Annotated in this window: 15 protein-coding genes and 1 pseudogene; 12 read left to right on the forward strand and 4 right to left on the reverse strand. The window is 54.9% G+C overall.

All coding sequences use genetic code 11. The features are described 5' to 3' along the window. The 4 genes from AC0LWT_RS14625 to AC0LWT_RS14640 form a co-directional block, all read left to right on the forward strand. Nucleotides 1–222: thiamine phosphate synthase (locus AC0LWT_RS14625; RefSeq protein WP_474681997.1), on the forward strand; the 222-nt coding region annotated here is incomplete at its 5' end. Continuing rightward, complete coding sequence (gene thiC, locus AC0LWT_RS14630; RefSeq protein ID WP_474681998.1) at nt 219–1,994, forward strand: phosphomethylpyrimidine synthase ThiC; 1,776 nt, start codon at nt 219–221, stop codon at nt 1,992–1,994. The genes AC0LWT_RS14625 and thiC, both read left to right, overlap by 4 nt. A 282-nt stretch (nt 1,995–2,276) precedes the next feature. Next, entirely contained in the window at nt 2,277–2,879 is a 603-nt protein-coding gene (locus AC0LWT_RS14635; protein WP_474681999.1) for an ArsR/SmtB family transcription factor, read from the forward strand. A gap of 2 nt (nt 2,880–2,881) precedes the next feature. After that, nucleotides 2,882–4,000, forward strand: coding sequence for an aminopeptidase (locus AC0LWT_RS14640; RefSeq protein ID WP_474682000.1), 1,119 nt, complete (start codon nt 2,882–2,884; stop codon nt 3,998–4,000). Between the two features lie 278 nt (nt 4,001–4,278). On the opposite strand, the gene AC0LWT_RS14645 is transcribed toward AC0LWT_RS14640, so the two are convergent. Continuing rightward, nucleotides 4,279–4,584, reverse strand: a complete 306-nt coding sequence (locus AC0LWT_RS14645; protein WP_474682001.1) for a hypothetical protein — start codon at nt 4,582–4,584, stop codon at nt 4,279–4,281. 470 nt (nt 4,585–5,054) lie between these two features. Then, nucleotides 5,055–6,968, reverse strand: a complete 1,914-nt coding sequence (gene thrS / locus AC0LWT_RS14650) for a threonine--tRNA ligase (RefSeq protein ID WP_474682002.1) — start codon at nt 6,966–6,968, stop codon at nt 5,055–5,057. Between the two features lie 623 nt (nt 6,969–7,591). Here thrS and AC0LWT_RS14655 point away from each other — a divergent pair. The 4 genes and pseudogenes from AC0LWT_RS14655 to AC0LWT_RS14670 all read left to right on the forward strand — a co-directional run bounded on the left by AC0LWT_RS14655 (nt 7,592) and on the right by AC0LWT_RS14670 (nt 11,912). Further along, nucleotides 7,592–9,271: a type 2 periplasmic-binding domain-containing protein gene (locus AC0LWT_RS14655; RefSeq protein WP_474682003.1), complete on the forward strand. Its 1,680-nt coding sequence runs from the start codon at nt 7,592–7,594 to the stop codon at nt 9,269–9,271. Between the two features lie 84 nt (nt 9,272–9,355). Continuing rightward, nucleotides 9,356–10,321 carry an ABC transporter permease gene (locus AC0LWT_RS14660; RefSeq protein ID WP_474682004.1) on the forward strand — a complete coding sequence of 322 codons (966 nt, stop codon included), beginning with the start codon at nt 9,356–9,358 and terminating at the stop codon, nt 10,319–10,321. Nucleotides 10,322–10,342: 21 nt separating this feature from the next. Then, entirely contained in the window at nt 10,343–11,263 is a 921-nt protein-coding gene (locus AC0LWT_RS14665; protein WP_474682005.1) for a carbohydrate ABC transporter permease, read from the forward strand. 18 nt (nt 11,264–11,281) lie between these two features. After that, nucleotides 11,282–11,912, forward strand: a pseudogene (locus AC0LWT_RS14670) (SGNH/GDSL hydrolase family protein). A 94-nt stretch (nt 11,913–12,006) separates the two neighbouring features. On the opposite strand, the gene AC0LWT_RS14675 reads toward AC0LWT_RS14670, so the two are convergent. Both AC0LWT_RS14675 and AC0LWT_RS14680 read right to left on the reverse strand, forming a co-directional pair. Then, entirely contained in the window at nt 12,007–12,396 is a 390-nt protein-coding gene (locus AC0LWT_RS14675) for a hypothetical protein (RefSeq protein ID WP_474682006.1), read from the reverse strand. Between the two features lie 154 nt (nt 12,397–12,550). Continuing rightward, nucleotides 12,551–12,892, reverse strand: coding sequence for a winged helix-turn-helix transcriptional regulator (locus AC0LWT_RS14680; RefSeq protein WP_474682267.1), 342 nt, complete (start codon nt 12,890–12,892; stop codon nt 12,551–12,553). Nucleotides 12,893–13,052: 160 nt separating this feature from the next. Between AC0LWT_RS14680 and AC0LWT_RS14685 the strand changes: the two genes are divergently transcribed. The 4 genes from AC0LWT_RS14685 (at nt 13,053) to AC0LWT_RS14700 (ending at nt 18,956) form a co-directional block, all read left to right on the forward strand. Then, entirely contained in the window at nt 13,053–14,222 is a 1,170-nt protein-coding gene (locus tag AC0LWT_RS14685; protein WP_474682007.1) for an MFS transporter, read from the forward strand. Between the two features lie 544 nt (nt 14,223–14,766). After that, nucleotides 14,767–16,566 (forward strand): sensor histidine kinase, encoded by a 1,800-nt coding sequence (locus AC0LWT_RS14690; RefSeq protein ID WP_474682008.1) that lies wholly within the window; start codon nt 14,767–14,769, stop codon nt 16,564–16,566. Further along, the gene (locus tag AC0LWT_RS14695; RefSeq protein ID WP_474682009.1) at nt 16,559–17,290 is read left to right on the forward strand and encodes a response regulator transcription factor; all 732 of its coding nucleotides are present in this window, start codon (nt 16,559–16,561) and stop codon (nt 17,288–17,290) included. Before AC0LWT_RS14690 ends, AC0LWT_RS14695 begins: the two co-directional genes overlap by 8 nt. A gap of 34 nt (nt 17,291–17,324) precedes the next feature. Beyond that, on the forward strand, nt 17,325–18,956 hold the full coding sequence (locus tag AC0LWT_RS14700; RefSeq protein ID WP_474682010.1) for an extracellular solute-binding protein: 1,632 nt from the start codon (nt 17,325–17,327) through the stop codon (nt 18,954–18,956). Nucleotides 18,957–18,996: the final 40 nt, after the last annotated feature.

An 18,996-nucleotide genomic window follows, 5' to 3' on the forward strand; every position in this document is an offset into this window, starting at 1 on the left:
CGTGCGGTCATGGGGCCCGCAGAGCTGGTGCGGATGCGCGAGGGCGGCATCCGGCTGCCGCTTGTCGGTATCGGCGGGATCGATGCCGCAGGCGCCGCGGCCGTCCTCCGCGGAGGCGCGGACGGCGTTGCGGTCGTGAGCGCGATCACCCAAGCGCGCTCGCCCAAGGAAGCTGCCGCAGAGCTGCTTGCGGCAATCAAAAACTGGAGGGATCGGCCATGACGGCAAACGGAACCAAAACTATTCAAATATCTGCTTTTCCGGGCAGCAGTAAAGTATACGTGCAGGGCTCTAGACCCGATATCCGGGTGCCGATGAGGGAAATCGCGCTCGGAGCTTCCACGAATATGTTCGGGGAAGCAGAGGCGAACGAGCCGGTCCGCGTCTACGATACGAGCGGTCCGTATACCGATGCCGAGCAGCAGATCGACATTCGCCGGGGGCTGCCGGCGGGTCGTCTGCCCTGGATCGAAGAGCGCAGGGACGTGGAAGCTTACATCGGCCGTGAGGTCAAGCCTGAAGACAACGGTCTTTCCGCGGAGAGCGCGAAGGGAGCGGCGGAAGTGTTTCCGGGCCTGCATCGCAGGCCGCTGCGGGCCAAATCCGGCTGCAATGTGACCCAGATGCACTACGCCCGCAAAGGCATCATAACGCCGGAGATGGAGTACATCGCCATCCGCGAGAACGTCAAGCCGGAATTCGTCCGCGACGAAGTGGCCAGGGGCCGGGCGATCATTCCTTCCAATATCAATCACCCGGAGAGCGAGCCGATGATTATCGGGCGCAATTTTTTAGTGAAAATTAATGCTAACATCGGAAACTCTGCGGTCGCGTCCTCCATTGAAGAAGAAGTGGAGAAAATGACTTGGGCGACAAGGTGGGGCGCCGACACGATCATGGATTTGTCCACCGGCAAAAATATTCATACGACCCGCGAATGGATCATTCGCAACTCGCCGGTTCCCGTAGGCACGGTGCCGCTGTACCAGGCGCTGGAAAAAGTGAACGGCAAGGCCGAAGATCTGACGTGGGAAGTGTACCGCGACACGCTGATCGAGCAGGCGGAGCAGGGCGTCAGCTATTTTACGATCCACGCAGGGGTGCTGCTGCGCTACATCCCGATGACGGCAAAGCGCGTGACCGGGATCGTCTCGCGCGGCGGATCGATTATGGCTGCCTGGTGTCTGGCTCATCACAAGGAAAACTTCCTCTATACGCATTTCGAGGATATTTGCGAAATTATGAAAGCTTACGACGTCGCATTCTCGCTGGGCGACGGTCTGCGCCCCGGATCGATCGCCGATGCGAACGACGAGGCGCAGTTTGCCGAGCTCGAAACGCTGGGCGAGCTGACGGAGATCGCCTGGAGGCATGACGTCCAGGTGATGATCGAAGGACCGGGGCACGTGCCGATGCACCAGATCAAAGAGAACATGGACCGCCAGCTTGAAGTGTGCAAGGAAGCGCCGTTCTACACGCTGGGGCCGCTGACGACGGACATCGCGCCGGGCTACGACCACATCACCTCCGCCATCGGGGCGGCGATGATCGGCTGGTTCGGCACCGCGATGCTGTGCTATGTGACGCCGAAAGAGCACCTCGGCCTGCCGAACAAGAACGATGTGCGCGAAGGCGTCATCGCGTACAAAATCGCCGCGCACGCCGCAGATCTGGCCAAAGGCCATCCGGGTGCGCAGGATCGCGACAACGCGCTGTCGAAGGCGCGCTTTGAATTTCGCTGGCGTGACCAGTTCGGCCTGTCGCTCGATCCCGAACGCGCGGCCGAGTACCACGACGAGACGCTCCCCGCCGAGGGCGCGAAGACCGCGCATTTTTGCTCTATGTGCGGCCCGAAATTTTGCAGCATGAAAATTACCCAGGATATTCGCTCGTACGCCCATGCCAGGGGCCTCGAAGAGGAGACGGCGCTGAGCAGCGGCATGGAGGAAAAAGCGCAGCAATTCCGCGAAGCCGGGAGCCGGATATACGGTTAGCCGCAGATCGCGGGCACGTTGTTTCAGCCGGTATGAAGGGCCGGATAATTGGCATAAGGAGAAGGGACGTTCGTGTCATGGATGACAGAAACGTCCCTTTTTGCTACCATAAAGAAAGAAACTTGACTCCATGAATTTGGTGAAGCGCTTCCAAACTATTTTTGATTTATAGGCCTTTTCGTCGATTGACAATGCTTTTGCTGCGCATTATGATACGGTTAAAAAGATTTGACCGTTGTCTAATAAATGATTTTCAGAAGATAGAGAGGGGTCGAATCACACATGCTGCCGATTTATATTATTGAAGATCTTGAACAATTAAAAACAGTGAGCGATCCGCTGCGCGCGAAAGTGCTGCTGTTTTTGATCGAGAAAGCCTACACGGGGCAGCAGCTTGCCAAGCTGCTGGAGATGGCGCGCGCGAAGGTGCATTATCATTTGAACGAACTGGAGAAGCACGGTTTTATTTCCGTCGTCCGGACAGAGCTCAAAAACGGCATCGTGCAAAAGTTTTACCGTGCCGTCGCCCGGGGCTTTGTACCTAGTGAAGAGCTGCTTCCGTACGTCTCCGAAGTGGAGAACTACTACCGCGAAGCGACGCTTGGCGTCCTTGGCCGCGCAAGGCTGAGAGCGATCCAGGCGCCGGAGGAGGCGTTCCAGATTCCTTCGCCCGACCGCAAGCAATGGCCGCGAATGGCGACTCAGCTTGAGGTGAAGATGAGCAAGGAAAAGTTCGCCGCGTGGCTGAGCAAATTCCGTTCTATGATCTATGAGCTTGATCAGCATCAGGAAGAGAACGGCGAGTGGTTTTATTTGACGACGGTCGGTTTCCAGATCAACGAGCCGTCTTTTGAAATTGAGCCCCAAGAGGAAAAGGAGAAATAGAGATGCTGGATCCCAGACTAACAAGGCTTGCGGATGTGCTGGTGAATTATTCGGTTAAAGCGCAGCCCGGCGAAAACGTTTTGATTGAGGCTTACGGGATAGACGCCATATTTGTAAAAGAACTGGTGAAAAAGGTTCACGAAGCGGGCGCGCATCCTTATGTCAACCTGCGGGACCATACCGTGATGCGGCAGCTGATTATGGACAGCACGGAAGCGCAGATGGCGCAATGGGCGGAAGCGGACGCTTTTCAAATGAAGCAGATGCAGGGCTACATCGGGGTGCGCGGCGGCGCCAACATGTACGAAATGTCCGCCGGCATTCCGGCTGACCGGATGAAGCTGTACAACTCGATTTATTATCAGCGGGTGCATTTCGATGTCCGGGTGAAGGATACGAGATGGGTCGTGCTGCGCTATCCGACTCCTTCGATGGCACAGCTTGCCGGGATGAGTACGGAGGCGTTTGAGAACTTCTACTTCGACGTGTGCACGATGGACTACGGCAAAATGTCCAAGGCGATGGACGCGCTCAAAAATTTGATGGACCGCACGGACAAGGTTCGTCTCGTCGGCCCGGGTACGGATCTTACGTTCTCGATCAAAGGGATCGGCGCGGTCAAATGCGACGGCGGGCTGAACATCCCGGACGGCGAAGTGTATTCGGCGCCCGTGCGCGAGTCGGTGAACGGCGTGATCTCGTACAATACGCCAACCCCGCATGACGGCTTTACGTTCGAGAACATCCGCTTTGAGTTCGAGAACGGCAAAATCGTGAAGGCGACGTCGAACGATACCGTCCGCATCAACGAAGTTCTGGACATCGACGAGGGCGCGCGGTATGTCGGCGAATTCGCCATCGGCGTCAACCCGTACATCCAGCACCCTATGAAGGATACGCTGTTCGACGAGAAAATCGACGGCAGCTTCCACTTCACGCCGGGGAACTGCTATGACGATGCTTACAACGGCAACAAGTCCTCGCTGCATTGGGACATCGTGTGCATCCAGCGCCCCGAATACGGCGGCGGCGAAATCTGGTTCGACGACGTGTTGATCCGTAAGGACGGCGTTTTCGTGCTGCCGGAGCTGCTGCAATTGAACCCCGAGAATTTGAAATAAGACAGCTGGCAGCCAGTAGTGCAAGGCGTCTTAAAATAAACTCAAATGCGGTAAAGAGACTGTCCCAAAAGCGTTCGAATAGTACGGGAACAGCGCAAAAATCGAGCAAAAGGACCTCAAATTCCACTACCGGGTGGAGGGTGAGGTCCTTTCTTTAGGTCAAAGCAAAGTAGGATATAGAAAATCATCAATTGATTTTTGGAACAACCCTTTTCTGGGGCAGCTCCTTTTTGGGACAACCCCTTTTTGTCGTTTGGGGGACTAGACTTCGAAGGACCTTAAAGGCCTTTGACAGCACGACCATTCGAAAGGCGGTCTGGGGCGGCTCGGAGTGGTTCGGGATGGCTCGGCAGCTTGTAAAACCTGCAAAAGTGCAGGCTTTTTGGACGGAACCGGCCCGTTTCAAGGAAAAGCCTGCAAATGTGCAGGAATTTCCCGCCGATGATGGGTTTGAGGCCCCATTCGGCCGGAAAACCTGCACTTTTGCAGGCATTTTTCGAAGCATGCGCATTACGGCGCAAAAAGATGTATTTTTGCAGGCTTTTTGCACTCTGCGCATTGGCAGGGCTACCTGGCCCCAGCATAGGCCCAGCCGTCCCAACTGGTATGATGCCCAACAGGTCAAGCGGCTCCGGCGGGCCCAGCATGTATAGTTGGCCCAGGGGTTCCAGCGCTGACCGGTGTGCAAAGCTACACTAGCGGGCACGACGGGTACAGCAGGCCAAGCGGCTCCGGCAAGCCCAGTATGCACAGTGGCCCAGAGGTACTAATGCTGTCCAGCCGGCTCCCAGCATCCCCAGCCGTTCCGCGGCCAAACGTCCCCAGCGTGCCAAACTGGCACAGTCGGCCCAGACGTCCCAGCGTGCACTACGGGGCCCAGCGTGGCCCAAGGCCTTAACGGCCCCAGCCAGCCCCAGCGGCCCCCAACCACCGCGCGCGAACCCGCGGGGGCGCGCAGCATGGCGGCGGTCGCCCCCCTACGCTCCTCGCCCCGGGCAAAAGGGCGGCTGCGCTTTTGCCCGACGTTCACGAGCGGCCCCCGGAGTATCCCGAATTATTTCCGCATGCGAATCTCTTCGATCATTAGCCCTACGATTTCATCGATGCTGTGGCTGCCAAGGTCGCCTTCGTTCCGTTTTCTTACGGAAACTTGGCCGGATTGTTTCTCGTTCTCGCCGACGACGAGCATATAAGGCACTTTTTCCAGCTGCGCCTGGCGGATTTTGTAGCCGAGCTTCTCGCTGCGGCCGTCGACCTCGATCCGAATACCCGCAGCCTGGAACTGTTCCTTGACATGGTTGGCATAGTCCCAATCATTCTCGGATACGGGCACCAGCTTGGCCTGAACCGGAGCCAGCCAAAGCGGAAACGCCCCGGCAAAATGCTCCGTAATAATGCCCATGAACCGGTCGATGGAGCCGTACACGGCGCGGTGAATTACGACCGGGCGGTGCTTTTGGTTGTTGTCGCCGACGTATGTGAGATCGAATTTCTCCGGCATTTGGAAATCCAGCTGAATCGTGCCGCACTGCCAGCTCCGCTTGAGCGCGTCGAGAATGTGAAAATCGATTTTCGGCCCGTAGAAGGCCCCGTCGCCCTCATTGATGCGGTAGGCGATGCCGCGGCGGTCCAGCACATTTTGCAGGGACTGCTCCGCCTGCGCCCACAGCTCCTCGGAGCCCATGGAGTCTTCGGGTCTTGTCGAAAGCTCGATTGTGTAATCGAAGCCGAACACTTGATACGCCTGATCGATGAGCGCGATGACCGCGCCGATCTCGTCTTCGATCTGGTCGGGGCGGACAAACAGATGGGCGTCATCCTGGCAAAAAGTACGGACCCGCATCATGCCGTTCAGCGCCCCGGAAAATTCATGCCTGTGCACTTGACCGAATTCGGCCATGCGGATCGGCAGCTCCCGGTAGGAGCGCAGACCGTTTTTGAAAATAAGCATATGTCCGGGGCAGTTCATCGGCTTCAGTGCGAACCGCGACTCATCGACGTCGGTGAAATACATGTTGTCTTTGTAGTGATCCCAATGGCCGGATTGCTCCCACATCCGGTTGTTCATCATGAGCGGTGTGCGGACTTCATCGTAGCCGTGCTGCCTGAGCAGTTCGCGCGAGAAGTTTTCCAGCTCTGTACGAACGACCATGCCTTTGGGCAAAAAGAACGGCATTCCCGGCGCTTCCTCGGAGAACATGAACAGGTCAAGCTCTTTGCCCAGCTTCCGGTGATCACGTTTGCGGGCTTCCTCCAGCATGTGCAGGTGGTTCTCGAGTTCCGACTTTTTCAAAAAAGCCGTGCCGTAAATGCGCTGCAGCATCTTGTTGCCGGAATCTCCGCGCCAGTAAGCGCCGGCTACGCTCAGCAGCTTGAAAGCTTTGATTCGGCCCGTCGACGGCAGGTGCGGGCCGCGGCACAAATCGACGAACTCGCCTTGCTCGTACAGGCTGATCACCGATTCCTCCGGCAGGTCGCGAATCAGCTCCAGCTTCAGAGGATCGTCAAGCGCCTCGAACACGGCTTGCGCCTCGGAGCGGCTGACCACGCGGCGGACGATAGCCAAGTCTTCCTGGATGATGGCTTGCATTTGCTTTTCGATAGCGGCCAAGTCGTCAACCGAAATCGGCTCGGGAAGATCGACATCGTAGTAAAAGCCGTCTTCGATGACGGGGCCGATACCAAGCTTCACCGACGCTTGGCCGTAAAGCCGCTTTAGGGCTTGAGCCAGCAAATGGGCTGTGCTGTGCCGGTGAATGTACCGCCCGCCCGGGCTATCGAGTGTCACGATCTCAACCTGGCTGTCGCTGAGAATGGGTTCGCTCAAGTCGACGAGCTTTCCGTCTACCTTGCCGGCTATGGCGTTTTTCATCAAGCCAGAGCCGATCGATGCCGCCACTTGCCGGACGGTGGTTCCCGCTGCATACCTCCGAATTGTTCCGTCTGCCAATACTGCCTTGATTTCCATGAAAAACGCCTCCATCTCCCTCATTTTTTACCACATAAGAATGTATAAGTTCTTTACAGCGCTAAAGCGCGCAGAACAGCATTCTTATTGGCGAATAAACCTACCTCTGAACGCGGTCGCTCATCTTCGAAAAGACCTCGATAGAGGTTTATCTCATATCAAATCGAACGCAAAAAAACGCCTCTATCCCGGAAGGGACGAGTGCGTTCAGCTCGTGGTTCCACCCTAATTCGACCTGCAGCCGCGGCATCGCCGGGCGGTTCGCCACAGCATGCGGATGCAAGGTCCTCATTTGGAATCCGGTAACGGGGATCAATCGGTGTCGCCTACTGCCGCAGCACGGAGAAGCGGGTTCGGCGCCACAGCTGCAAAGGGGTAATTCCGATCCGGTCTCCGAAGAAGCTCGCAGCGAATGCTTCTCTCTCTGGGCGGTCCGTGAAGGAAATCGTGTCTTTGGTCTTGGCCTTATATGTTGCTTGATTCAAAACTATAAATGAATGCATGCGGAAAAGTCAAGAGGAAATCCATTAGATCTTTCCGGTATTGTTCTTAGCATTGTCGGGTTTTTGGTTCGCCCGCCCCCCTTTATACTTAAGGAGCCATTACAAAAGGGAGGTATTGATTTGAAAAAGAGAAAAGCGCTTACAACGATCGTAGCGGCTTCCTTGTCGCTCACTATGCTCAGCGCGTGCGGGAGCCAGCCGGAACCGGCGGCGACGCAGCCCAATTCAACGGACGGCAAGCAGACCGCGCAGTCGGCAGCCGGTAAAAAAGACCCGGTAACGTTTACTTATTTTCTTAACGCTCCCGGGGATAACGTGCCGGAGCATACGAAGCTGGGCGATATGATTACGGAGAAAACGGGCGTAACGATCAAATACGAGCGTCTTGTCGGCGAGATCGAGCAGAAGCTCGGGGTGATGATCGCCGGGGGCGATTATCCGGATTTGATCTACGCCGGCGATAAAATGTTCAAGCTGATCGATGCGAAAGCGCTGATCCCGCTGGAAGATCTGATCGAGAAGCACGCCCCGAACATCAAAAAGATTTACGGCCCTTACTGGGAACGCATCAAAGCGGCGGACGGCCACATTTATGCGCTGCCTTACGCGGCCCCGACCGGCAAGCCGAACAAATGGGTGAACGCGGCGTTCTGGGTGCAGAAGGAAGTGCTCAAGGATGCGGGTTATCCGAAAATCACCACGTTCGACCAGTATGTAGACCTGCTGCGCAATTACGCTAAAAAGTATCCGAAAATCGACGGAGCGGACACGATTCCGTTTGAAATTTTGACCTACGATTTCCGCAATTTCACGCTCACGACCGCGATGCAGTTCCTGGCCGGAGGGCCGAACGATTCACGGGCGATGGTGAACCCGGATACGAACGGGCTGACGTTCTACCAGACGGACGAGAACATCACGAAGAAATATTATTCCAAGCTTAACGATATGTACAACGAAGGCTTGGTCGATAAAGAAGCATTCGTGATGAACTACGACCAATATTTGGCCAAACTGTCGAGTGGACGCGTGCTCGGGATGTTCGACCAATCGTGGCAGTTCCAGGATGCGACGGCCGCTTTGAAGCAGCAGGGCAAGCTGGACCGCATGTACGCTCCGCTGCAGCTGACGTTCGACGACAGCATCAAAGGCGACTATCTCGATACGCCGACGATGAACTACGGCTTCGGCTTCGGGATTTCGATCAACTGCAAAGACCCTGTCCGCGCCATCGAGTTTGCCGACTTCATGGCCAGCGACGAGATGCAAACGCTTAAAAACTGGGGCGTAAAAGACGAGGACTACAAAGTCAACGACAAAGGCCGCTTTTACCGGACCCAGGAGCAGCGCGATTTCTTCAAGGTCAAAGAAAACTTCAAGAACTGGAGCGGAGAGGTGCTGTATTTCTGGCCGGGCTCATCGGGCACGCTGCCGGACGGCAACAACTACGATCCGGGCTTTCAGCCGGAGGAGATCGCTGCGGATTATACGGATACGGATAAGGCGATTCTCAAATCCTACGGCGTTCAGACGTACGCGGACCTGTTCAATCCGCCGAATTTGAAGCGGAAATATTTCCCGATTTGGAGCATCGAGCTTTCCGACAAGGCCAAGGTGTTTGATCAAAAATTAAACGACATTAACAAAAAATTTCCGCCGCAAATGGTCGTCGCCAAGTCCAAGGCCGATTTTGACAAAAGCTGGAGCGACTACGTAGGCACGGTGAACAAGCTGGATGTCAAGGGTTGGATGGACGAATTGACGCAAAAGGTGAAGGATCGCCAGGAAAAGTGGAAATAAGGGATTGAAAAGTTCGGCGCAGGGCCAGGCCGCTCGGGGCATCCCTGCGCCGATTCGCATTTTGTCAGGAGGGGAAGGGAACACATGGATGTAGTTACCGAACGCACTGCAGGCAAGCCCAAGGCGGACAAAGCCGGCAAGGCCGGAACGGTCTGGAAAAGAATAAAGCAGCAAAAATTGCTGCTGCTGATGTCCGTGCCTTTTGTCGCCTACGTCATCCTGTTCAACTATGTGCCGATCTGGGGATGGCTGATGGCGTTCCAGAATTACAAGCTGGGCAGCTCTATTTTGCACAACGAGTGGACGGGGTTGGATCATTTCCGGGAATTGTTTCAGGATGAGGCTTTCTTCCGCATTATCCGCAATACGCTGGCGATGAGCGTCATTAATCTCGTATTCGGCTTCGTCAGCTCGATCGCTCTGGCTCTTATGCTGAACGAGGTGCGGCAAGCTTTTTTCAAGAGGATCGTGCAGACGGTCAGCTATCTTCCGCATTTTATTTCGTGGGTCGTTGCGGCGAACCTGATCATTACCATGCTTTCTCTGGACGGCATCGTCAATGGGCTTCTGCTGAAGCTGCATATCATTCGGGAGCCGATTCTGCTGCTGTCCCAGCCGCACGCGTTCTGGTGGATCATCGGAGCTTCCAACGTATGGAAGGAAGTGGGCTGGAGCGCCATCATTTATTTGGCTGCGATGTCCATGATCGATCCGGCGCTGTACGAGGCTGCGAGCATGGACGGGGCCGGCCGTTTCCGCAAAATGTGGAGCATTACGCTGCCCGGGATCCGGCCGATTATCGTCATTTTGCTGATTATGAGCATCGGGCACATTCTGGATGCCGGATTCGAGCAGCAGTACTTGATGCAAAACAGCATGGTGACGGATTACGCGGAAACGATCGATATTTTCGTCCTGAAATACGGCATTAATTTATCCCGTTATTCGTTCGCTACAGCGGCGGGGATTTTCAAAACTGTGATCAGCATCGTTTTGCTGATGGCCGCGAACCAGGCCGCAAAGCGGTTGGGCCAGGAGAGGCTTTATTAATTTTTGTGGAGAGGTGCGACTATGAATCCAGCGATGGCAAGCCTGAAAAAAAGAGGATTCGGAGACATCCTCTTCGATATGGTGAATGCGCTGCTTCTGCTCTGCATTCTGGTAGTCACTTTGTATCCGTTCGTCAATACGGCTGCGGTGTCGCTCAATCAGGCGACGGATACGACGCTCGGCAGCACGTTCTTGTGGCCGCGCAAATTTACGCTTTACAATTACGAGTCGATTTTTAAAGATAATACGATCTACCACGCCTTTCTCATCTCCGTGCTGCGCACCGTAATCGGAACGGTTACAAGCGTCTTTTGTACGGCGATGCTCGCGTATACGATCAGCCGCAAAGATTTTGTGCTGCGCCGGGCGATTTCCATGATTTTTGTGTTCACGATGTATTTCAGCGGCGGTCTGATTCCAGTCTACATGCTGATGAAAAATTTGCAGCTGACCAATTCGTTCTGGGTGTACATCGTGCCGGGGCTCGTCGGAGCCTTCAACCTGATCGTCATCCGCTCGTTTATCGAAGGGCTGCCGGAAAGCCTGGTCGAGTCGGCCAAAATGGACGGAGCGAACGACTTCACGGTGTTCATCCGCATCATCCTTCCGCTCAGTATGCCGGCTATCGCTACCGTCGCCCTGTTCGTCGCGGTCGGGCAGTGGAACAGCTGGTTCGATACGTTTTTGTACAATTCGTCCAAAATCAACCTGTCCACGCTGCAGTACGAGCTGATGAAAAAGCTGCAGTCCGCGAATCTGAGCATCGGCGGGTCGGCGACGTCCGCGTTCGCCAACAGCAAAAACGCCTCCGCCAACATGGTGACGCCGACTTCGGTCCGCGCCGCCATTACGATGCTTGCGACGGTGCCGATTCTCGTCGTGTATCCGTTTTTGCAAAAATATTTTGTCAAGGGGCTCACGCTTGGCGGGGTAAAAGAGTAGAAAAGGAGAGGTTGGCATATGCTGCAAATGAAAAATAACGGTACCGTCCTCTTTCAGGGGGACAGCATTACGGACTGCGGCAGGGACCGCAGCGACGGGGCGAGCTTGGGTCACGGCTATGCGTATTTGGTAGCCGCCGAGTTCCGCAGGAAATACCCGGACAAGCAAATATCGATTCTGAACCGGGGAATAGGAGGGGATCGCGTCGTCGATCTGGAGAAGCGGTGGGAAGCGGATTGCCTGCGCCTCAATCCTTCGTGGGATATCCGTATTGATCGGCATCAACGATACGTGGAGACGATACGACCGGCAGGAGCCGACTGCTGCCGAAGCTTACTACGAGGGCTACCGGAGGCTGCTGGCCCGCGCTAAAGAGCATACGGACGCCGAAATCGTCCTTCTGGAGCCGTTCGTGCTGCCGCATCCGAAGGACCGCAAACAGTGGAGGGAGGACCTCGATCCCAAAATTCAAGCGGTCCGCGAATTGGCTAGGGAGTTCCGCACCAGCTACGTTCCGCTGGACGGCCTGTTCGCCGCAGCCTGCGCCAAGACAGCGCCCGCATATTGGGCGGAGGACGGCGTCCATCCGACTTTGGCCGGGCACGCGCTGATCGCGGACGCATGGATGCGGACGATGGAGCGCGGCTAGGAGTCTGTCCGATGACCCACGTAGAAGGTTAATGCACAAAAGTAACTCCGTCGGACAGACTCCCTGGAGTCTGTCCGATGACCCACGTAGAAGGTTAATGCACAAAAATAACTCCGTCGGACAGACTCCTAGATGGAAGAAGCCGCTTAAGAGCGGCCGGCTGGTTGTTGACAGACCCACAGGCCAGAGCCTGTGGTCGACCGACCGCCGTCATGCAGTGCAACACCGCGCGCTGGGAGCTGCGCGCGGTGCGAATAGTCCGCCTGGCCGGGCGGTGCGGTGCGAAGAAAACCTGCAAAAATACATCTTTTTGTCGGTGATACAGCGGTCGCGAGACAATTCCTGCAATTGTGCAGGCTTTTTGCCGAGCGCAGGGCCTCAGATTCATTTTCATCGAAAATTCCTGCACTTTCGCAGGCTTTTCGCCAAAATGAGCCTTTTTTTCAGAAAAAGCCTGCACTTTCGCAGGCTTTTCCTTTGCCAAGCAACCTCAAGCCCCCCCTCCCCCACTGTACAGCACAAACTACTTGCTGGGACAGGCGCGGGGTTGGGGAGCACGTCTGCGCACCCTCTCCAGCTCCTCAAACCATGTTGGAGCGCTGTCACTTTCTCGGGCTATCTGCCTGCTGTTCTTATTTTTAAGGGCGGCCGGCTTTTTCTGTTTTTCCTGCATTTCCCCATTTTAATGCCCACTTTTCCATTTCTTTTAATGCCGATTGGAAGTCCCTCCCTTTTTCCGTGAGAGAGTATTCTACGGTTACAGGTACGGTTGGGAACACTTCCCGCCGGACGATGCCGTTATGTTCCAGGTGGCGCAGTGCATCCGTCAGAGACTGGGTTTTGATGACGGCTACTTTTCGCTGCAGCTGTTTAAAGCGTGCCGGGCCTTTGCATAGTTCATCGATGATCATGAATGCCCATTTGGCGCCAAGTATTCGCAGTACGTCGCAGATTGGGGTGCTTTCCGCAGGTTCCTCCATCAACTCGTTCAAGCGATCATCCCCTTACAAAAAGTTAGTTAGTCAAAATATCAGGACTATATCCAAATACTTTGCCTTCTTACATTATGATAGCGGCATTATTATAATGTCAATAAAAGCGGAGCCATACCAAAAGTATTGGCGGAGAGGACTGATAACCATGAATCGGATGTACATTTATCTTCTTACGTTAGGCGTGTTTTTGACAGCGACTTCAGAGTTGGTCGTGGCCGGAATTCTGGGTGTCATTGCCGCCGATATGCGCATTTCCATCGCCCAAGCCGGGCAATTCGTAACCGCATATTCGCTGGCGTTTGCGATAGGCACCCCTATTCTCGTTACTCTCACAGCACGGATGGGGCGCAAAAGAGTGCTGGCAAGCGCCCTGATTATTTTTATCGCCGGGTGCCTGGTTTCTTTCGCAAGCTCGCACTATTTGATCCTGATGATTTCCCGAATCATTCTTGGCTTGAGCTCGGGCATGTACCTCGTTGTGACGTTCGGCTCGGTTGCCAAATTGGTTCCTCCCGAAAAAATCGGCGGCGCAATCGGCACGGTTGTTCTTGGCTTCAGCAGCGCCATGGTGTTGGGCGTACCGCTGGGCATCGCTATTGCCAACTGGATGAATTGGCAGGTCATTTTCGTTATCCTGGGTGCTGCCAGCTTGCTCGTTCTGATCGGAATCGTCCGCCTGCTTCCCGAGATTGAAGGGGATGCTCCGGTATCGTTCAAGCAGCAATTTGCCATACTGGGAAATTCCGTTATCGTCAGCGGGCTGCTTTTCGTCTTTTTCAGGGAAACGGGGGGCTCGGTCATGTTTACGTATTTAACTCCGTTTTTGCAAACCGTCTTCCACATGAAAATGTCCGGCATTGGCCTGTTGATGCTGACTTTGGGCATTGTCGGCGCGATCGGCTCGCGGCTTGGCGGGTATGGAGTCGATAAGTGGGGGGCCGTTCGGGTAATTTCTTGCGGTCTAGCCGTTCATGTCGCAGCCCTCGCTTTGCTGCCTGTGTTTGCGGCGTCGCAGGCTGTCGGACTCTTTTTGATAACCGTTATGATGACCGCCATGTTTGTGACCGGGCCAGCGATTCAAACCTATTTTATTCAACAGGCTCCGCAGTCGTCCAATTTCGTGCTCAGCCTGAATACGTCGGTCATTCATCTCGGTTTGGCGAGCGGAGCGGGGGCGGGAGGACTGCTGGCCGATTCCGCTTCCACGGTTTTATACCATCCCTGGGCCGCCGGTTTTATGATAGCGCTGGGACTTGTGATTGCCGCCGTTTCGTTTTCATTGAGCAGAAGGAACAGTAGTGCAAAAATGGCATAAAGCTGGCCGGACTATCCGGGCTGCCCGGGAAACTCGGTAATCAGTTATCCGTCCGAAGGCGGTAAAGCCGCCTGCGAAGTAGCTTGGCCGCCCGCAAAGCCTGCAAAAGTGCAGGCTTTTTCGATGGAAACGGCCCGTTCTGGCTAAAAACCTGCGAAAGTACAGGAATTTCCGCTGAAAGTGAATCTGAGTCCATATAATCGGTGAAAAGCCTGCACTTTTGCAGGAATTGTTCGTGGCCAGCGTTCAAGGACAGAAATTCCTGTATTTTTGCAGGTTTTCTTTGTGCAGCCAACCAGATTCCGGCTATTGCCTTTGACTTGGGGGGCAAAAGTCTGCGAATGCACAGATCCCAGCGCACGCAGAAGCATCGCATGACGGCGGTCAGCGCACGGCGTTTTTATCCTGTCGAGCCTGCCGAATAGTTAACAGCAGAAAATGGTGTTATTCAGCACTTCGTTATGCTAAAATTAGCATAATGCAATAATTCATACATGAATTATTATTGAATATTTGAAAGCGGATTCAGAAGGCGTGGGGTTGCGTGATCAGACGGTCGTTGATGCTTAGATGGAATAACATCCGCTTGCGGAACAAGCTTTTGATTTTGTATTTTGTCGCCGTGTTTGTCCCCGTCATTTTTACGAATGCGGCTTTTTACGGGATTACGGCCGAAAATGTGAAAGCGCAAAAAGTGTCCGATTTGCAGCGTGCGCTGGAAAAAAACAGGGACAGCTTCCGCAAAGTCATGGACGGTATTATCGGGATCACCTCGGTGTTGTACACGGACAGTGTGCTTAGCGACGCGCTAGATAAGCGTTATGCAAACACGAACGAGATGCTCACCGCCTACAACTCAATTATGAACAACTCGTTAAACCGGTATGTTCCGATCAATAAACAGTTTTACAACGCATATTTGTACACGAATAACGAGACGCTGATCAGCTCCGGCGTGCTCAGGTTTATCGACAAGCGGACGGAGAACGAGGAATGGTTGAGGCGCTTGCAGGCGAGTCCGGTCATTGGAGAGTTACAAATTTACACGAACAAGTATGAAAGCGCTGTTTCCCCGCAGGATGCGATCAAACCGGGGCAGCCGTATCTCAGCGTCATTCGGAAGCTGGATTTTTTCCGCGGAAGCGAGTCGTACACCAAGCTGCTGAAAATCGATATCCTCCCGCAATTCGTCAAAGATACGCTGCAGGACAGCTCCTTTCAGGGCAAAATATTTTTGGTGAACGGAGAGGGGACTGTCGTTTACGCTTCGAGCGAGAGCGATGTCCCGTTGGAGCGGCAGATGAAGGATAAGGAAAGCCTGGTCATCGCGAGCTCTTTCGACAACGTGAACTATTTGAAAGGCTGGCAGATGATCGGGATTTATCCGCAGGGGCAATTGGTGGGAGCACTGCAGCAATCGCGCTTGTCCTTCGTGTACTTGACATGTGCTAACCTGCTCGTGCCCAGCTTGATCATTATGTTCCTCTCTCGTTCGCTGAACTCGCGCATCGTGCTGCTGTGGAAGCAGATGAAGCTCGTGAAAAATCAGAACTTCAACCCGGTCCGCGTGGAACAGGCCAACGATGAAATCGGTCAGTTGACCGAAGAATTCAACCGCATGACCGTGCAGATCAGCGAACTGATCCGGGACGTGTACGTGGCGGAGCTGGACCGCAGGCAGGCGCAGTTGAACGCGCTGCAGAGCCAGATCAACCCGCACTTTCTGTTCAATACGCTGGAAACGATCCGCATGAACAGCATCGTCAAAAACGAGCCGGAGACAGCGGCCGTCATCAAGCGGCTGGCCCGCAGCTTCCGCCGGACGCTGACATGGGGCAACGATTCGATACCGATCCGCGAGGAGATGGAATTCATTCTGGACTTTCTGGAAATTCAGAAATTCCGTTTCGAGCACCGGCTGTCCTACGAGCTGGATATCGATGAGGGGGCGCTGTCCGTATGCGTGCCGAAGATGAGCATATTGCCTATCGTCGAGAACGCATGCATTCACGGCATTGAAAACCTGGAAAAGGCCGGGCTGATCCGGGTCGCCGCCCGCTGCCAGGACGGCTGCGTCTGCTTCGAAGTGTCCGACAACGGCGCCGGCATGGATGCGGAGAGGGTGGAGGAGCTCCTCGGATCGATCAGAGGCGATGCGGATTCAGGCGACCACGTAGGATTAAAAAATGTGTATGACCGGCTTAAGCTTTATTACGACGAAGACTTCAGCTTGACGTTTGCGTCGGAGCCGGGCAAGGGAACTACGGTGAAGCTGCGGTTTCCGGTCCGCCGCCCGGCCGGTCATGAGGAATCCGTACCCGTAAGGAGGAATTTGCATGTATAGAACGCTTCTTGTAGAAGACGAGCGCAAGATGAGAGAAGGCTTGAAACGCATCGTTCCCTGGCAGGAGCACGGTTTTGACTTGTGCGGCGATGTAGAGAACGGGCGCGAGGCGCTTGCTTTTATCGAGCAGGAGAAGCCGGATTTGGTCATTACCGATGTGCGCATGCCGGTTTTGAACGGGCTGGAGCTGATGATGGAGGTATCCGGCCGCATCGACTGCCAGTTCATTTTCATCTCGGGGTTCAGCGAATTCGATTATGTCAAGGTGGCCCTTCGCTACGGGGCGATCGATTATTTGCTGAAGCCGCTCGACGAAGATCAGCTTGTCGAGGCGCTGACGCGGGCCAGACAGCGGCTTGACCGGGAAGCGCTCCTGTCTCCTGCTCCCGTTTCACCGGCCTCCGCCAGCGGGGCGGTAGACGAAGTCATCTCGTACGTCCGCGACAAGTACAGCAGCCACATTACGATCAAGGAGATCGCCGGCAAACTGTATATGCACCCCATTTATTTGGGCCAGTTGTTTAAAAAGAAGACGGGCGTCTATTTCAACGATTTCGTCCATCAAACCCGGATCGAAGAAGCGCAGCGGCTGCTCCACTCAACGACGAAAAAAGTGTTCGAAATCGCGCTGCAGGTCGGCTATAGCGACACCGACTATTTCGTCCAGCAGTTCAAAAAAGCGACGGGCTGCACGCCTTCCCAATACCGGATCGGCATCGGCTGAGCGAGCGCGGCGGCCAAGGGCAGGGGGAGTGAATATGAAAAAAAGAGCGCTTTCAGCATGGTTGGCTCTATCGTTGCCGGTGTTTTTTCTAAGCGCATGCGGTCAGGGAGCGGCTCCCGCCGAGCCCTGGAAACAAGCGCCCGTCACCTTCACTTATTTTCTCAACGCCCCGGGAGATCCCGTGCCTGAGCATACCAAGCTGGGGGACATAATTGCGGCAAAAACGGGCGTGACCATCGCCTATGAGCGCATCGTCGGCGAAATCGAGCAAAAGCTCGGCGTCATGATCGCCGGCGGCGATTATCCGGACCTCATCTACGGCGGCGATAAAATGTTTATTTTGATCGACGCGAAAGCGCTGATTCCGCTGGAAGATTTGATTGAAGCCCATGCGCCGAACATCAAAAAAATTTACGGTCCGTACTGGGACCGCATCAAGGCCGCGGACGGGCACATTTACGCACTCCCTTTCGGCGTGCCGGCCGGTCAGCCGAGCCGGACGATCAATGCGGCTTTTTGGGTGCAGAAGAAAGTATTGAAAGAGGCCGGCTATCCGTCAATCAAGACGTTCGACCAATATGCGGAGCTGCTTAAACATTACGCCAAGCGGCACCCCCGGACCGAGGACGGAGCGGCAACGATTCCTTTTGAAATATTGACCTACGATTCCCGCAATTTCACGCTTACGACGGCGATGCAGTTTTTGGCAGGGGGGCCCAACGATTCGCGCGCGATGATTAATCCCGGGACGAATGAGCTGAATTTTTACCAAACGGACGAAAACATCACCAAACGCTACTACGCCAAGCTAAACGAAATGTTTAACGAGGGATTGATCGACAAGGAAGCGTTCGTGATGAACTACGATCAATATTTGGCCAAGCTGTCCAGCGGCCGGGTGCTCGGGATGTTCGATCAATACTGGCAGTTTCAGGATGCGCAAATGGTGCTGAAGCAGCAGGGGAAATGGGACGAGATGTACGCGCCGCTGCAGCTCACCTTCGATGAGGGCGTGAGGGCGGATTATTTGGATACGCCGATGATGAATTACGGCTTCGGCTTCGGCATCTCAATCAACTGTGCCGATCCGGTCCGCGCCATCGAGTTTGCCGATTTCATGGCCGGCGAGCAGTCGCAGGTGATGCGGCGCTGGGGCGTGCAAGGCGAGGATTACATGGTAAACGCACAGGGGCGCTTTTACCGTACGGAAGAGCAGCGGGCTTTCTTCAAAAGCAAGGAGAACCGGAACAGCTGGAGCGGCGACATTCTGTACTTTTGGCCGGGATCGTCGGGCACGATGCCGGACGGCAACAGCTACGATCCGCAAACCCAGCCGGAGGAAAAAGCGGCCGATTACAGCAACGCGGACAAAGAGCTGCTGAAGGCGTACGGCGTTTCGTCCTACGAGGAGCTGTTCAACCCGCCTGATGCGAGGCGCAAATATTTTCCGGCCTGGAGCATCGAGCTTTCCGCCAAAGGCAAAGTGTTCGAGCAAAAGCTGAAAGATATCAACAAAAAATATCCGCCGCAAATGGTCGTAGCCGGCTCGCAGGACGAATTTGAAAAGCTCTGGAGCGAATACGTCGAAAGCGTCCGGCACCTTGATGTCCAGGGCTGGCTGGACGAGCTGAAGCGGAAAATAACGGAGCGCCAGGAAAAATGGTGAAGCCCGCTGAGCGTCCCGGCCCGGTCCGGCCTGGGGATCG

This window comes from Paenibacillus sp. sgz302164, from assembly GCF_056120505.1.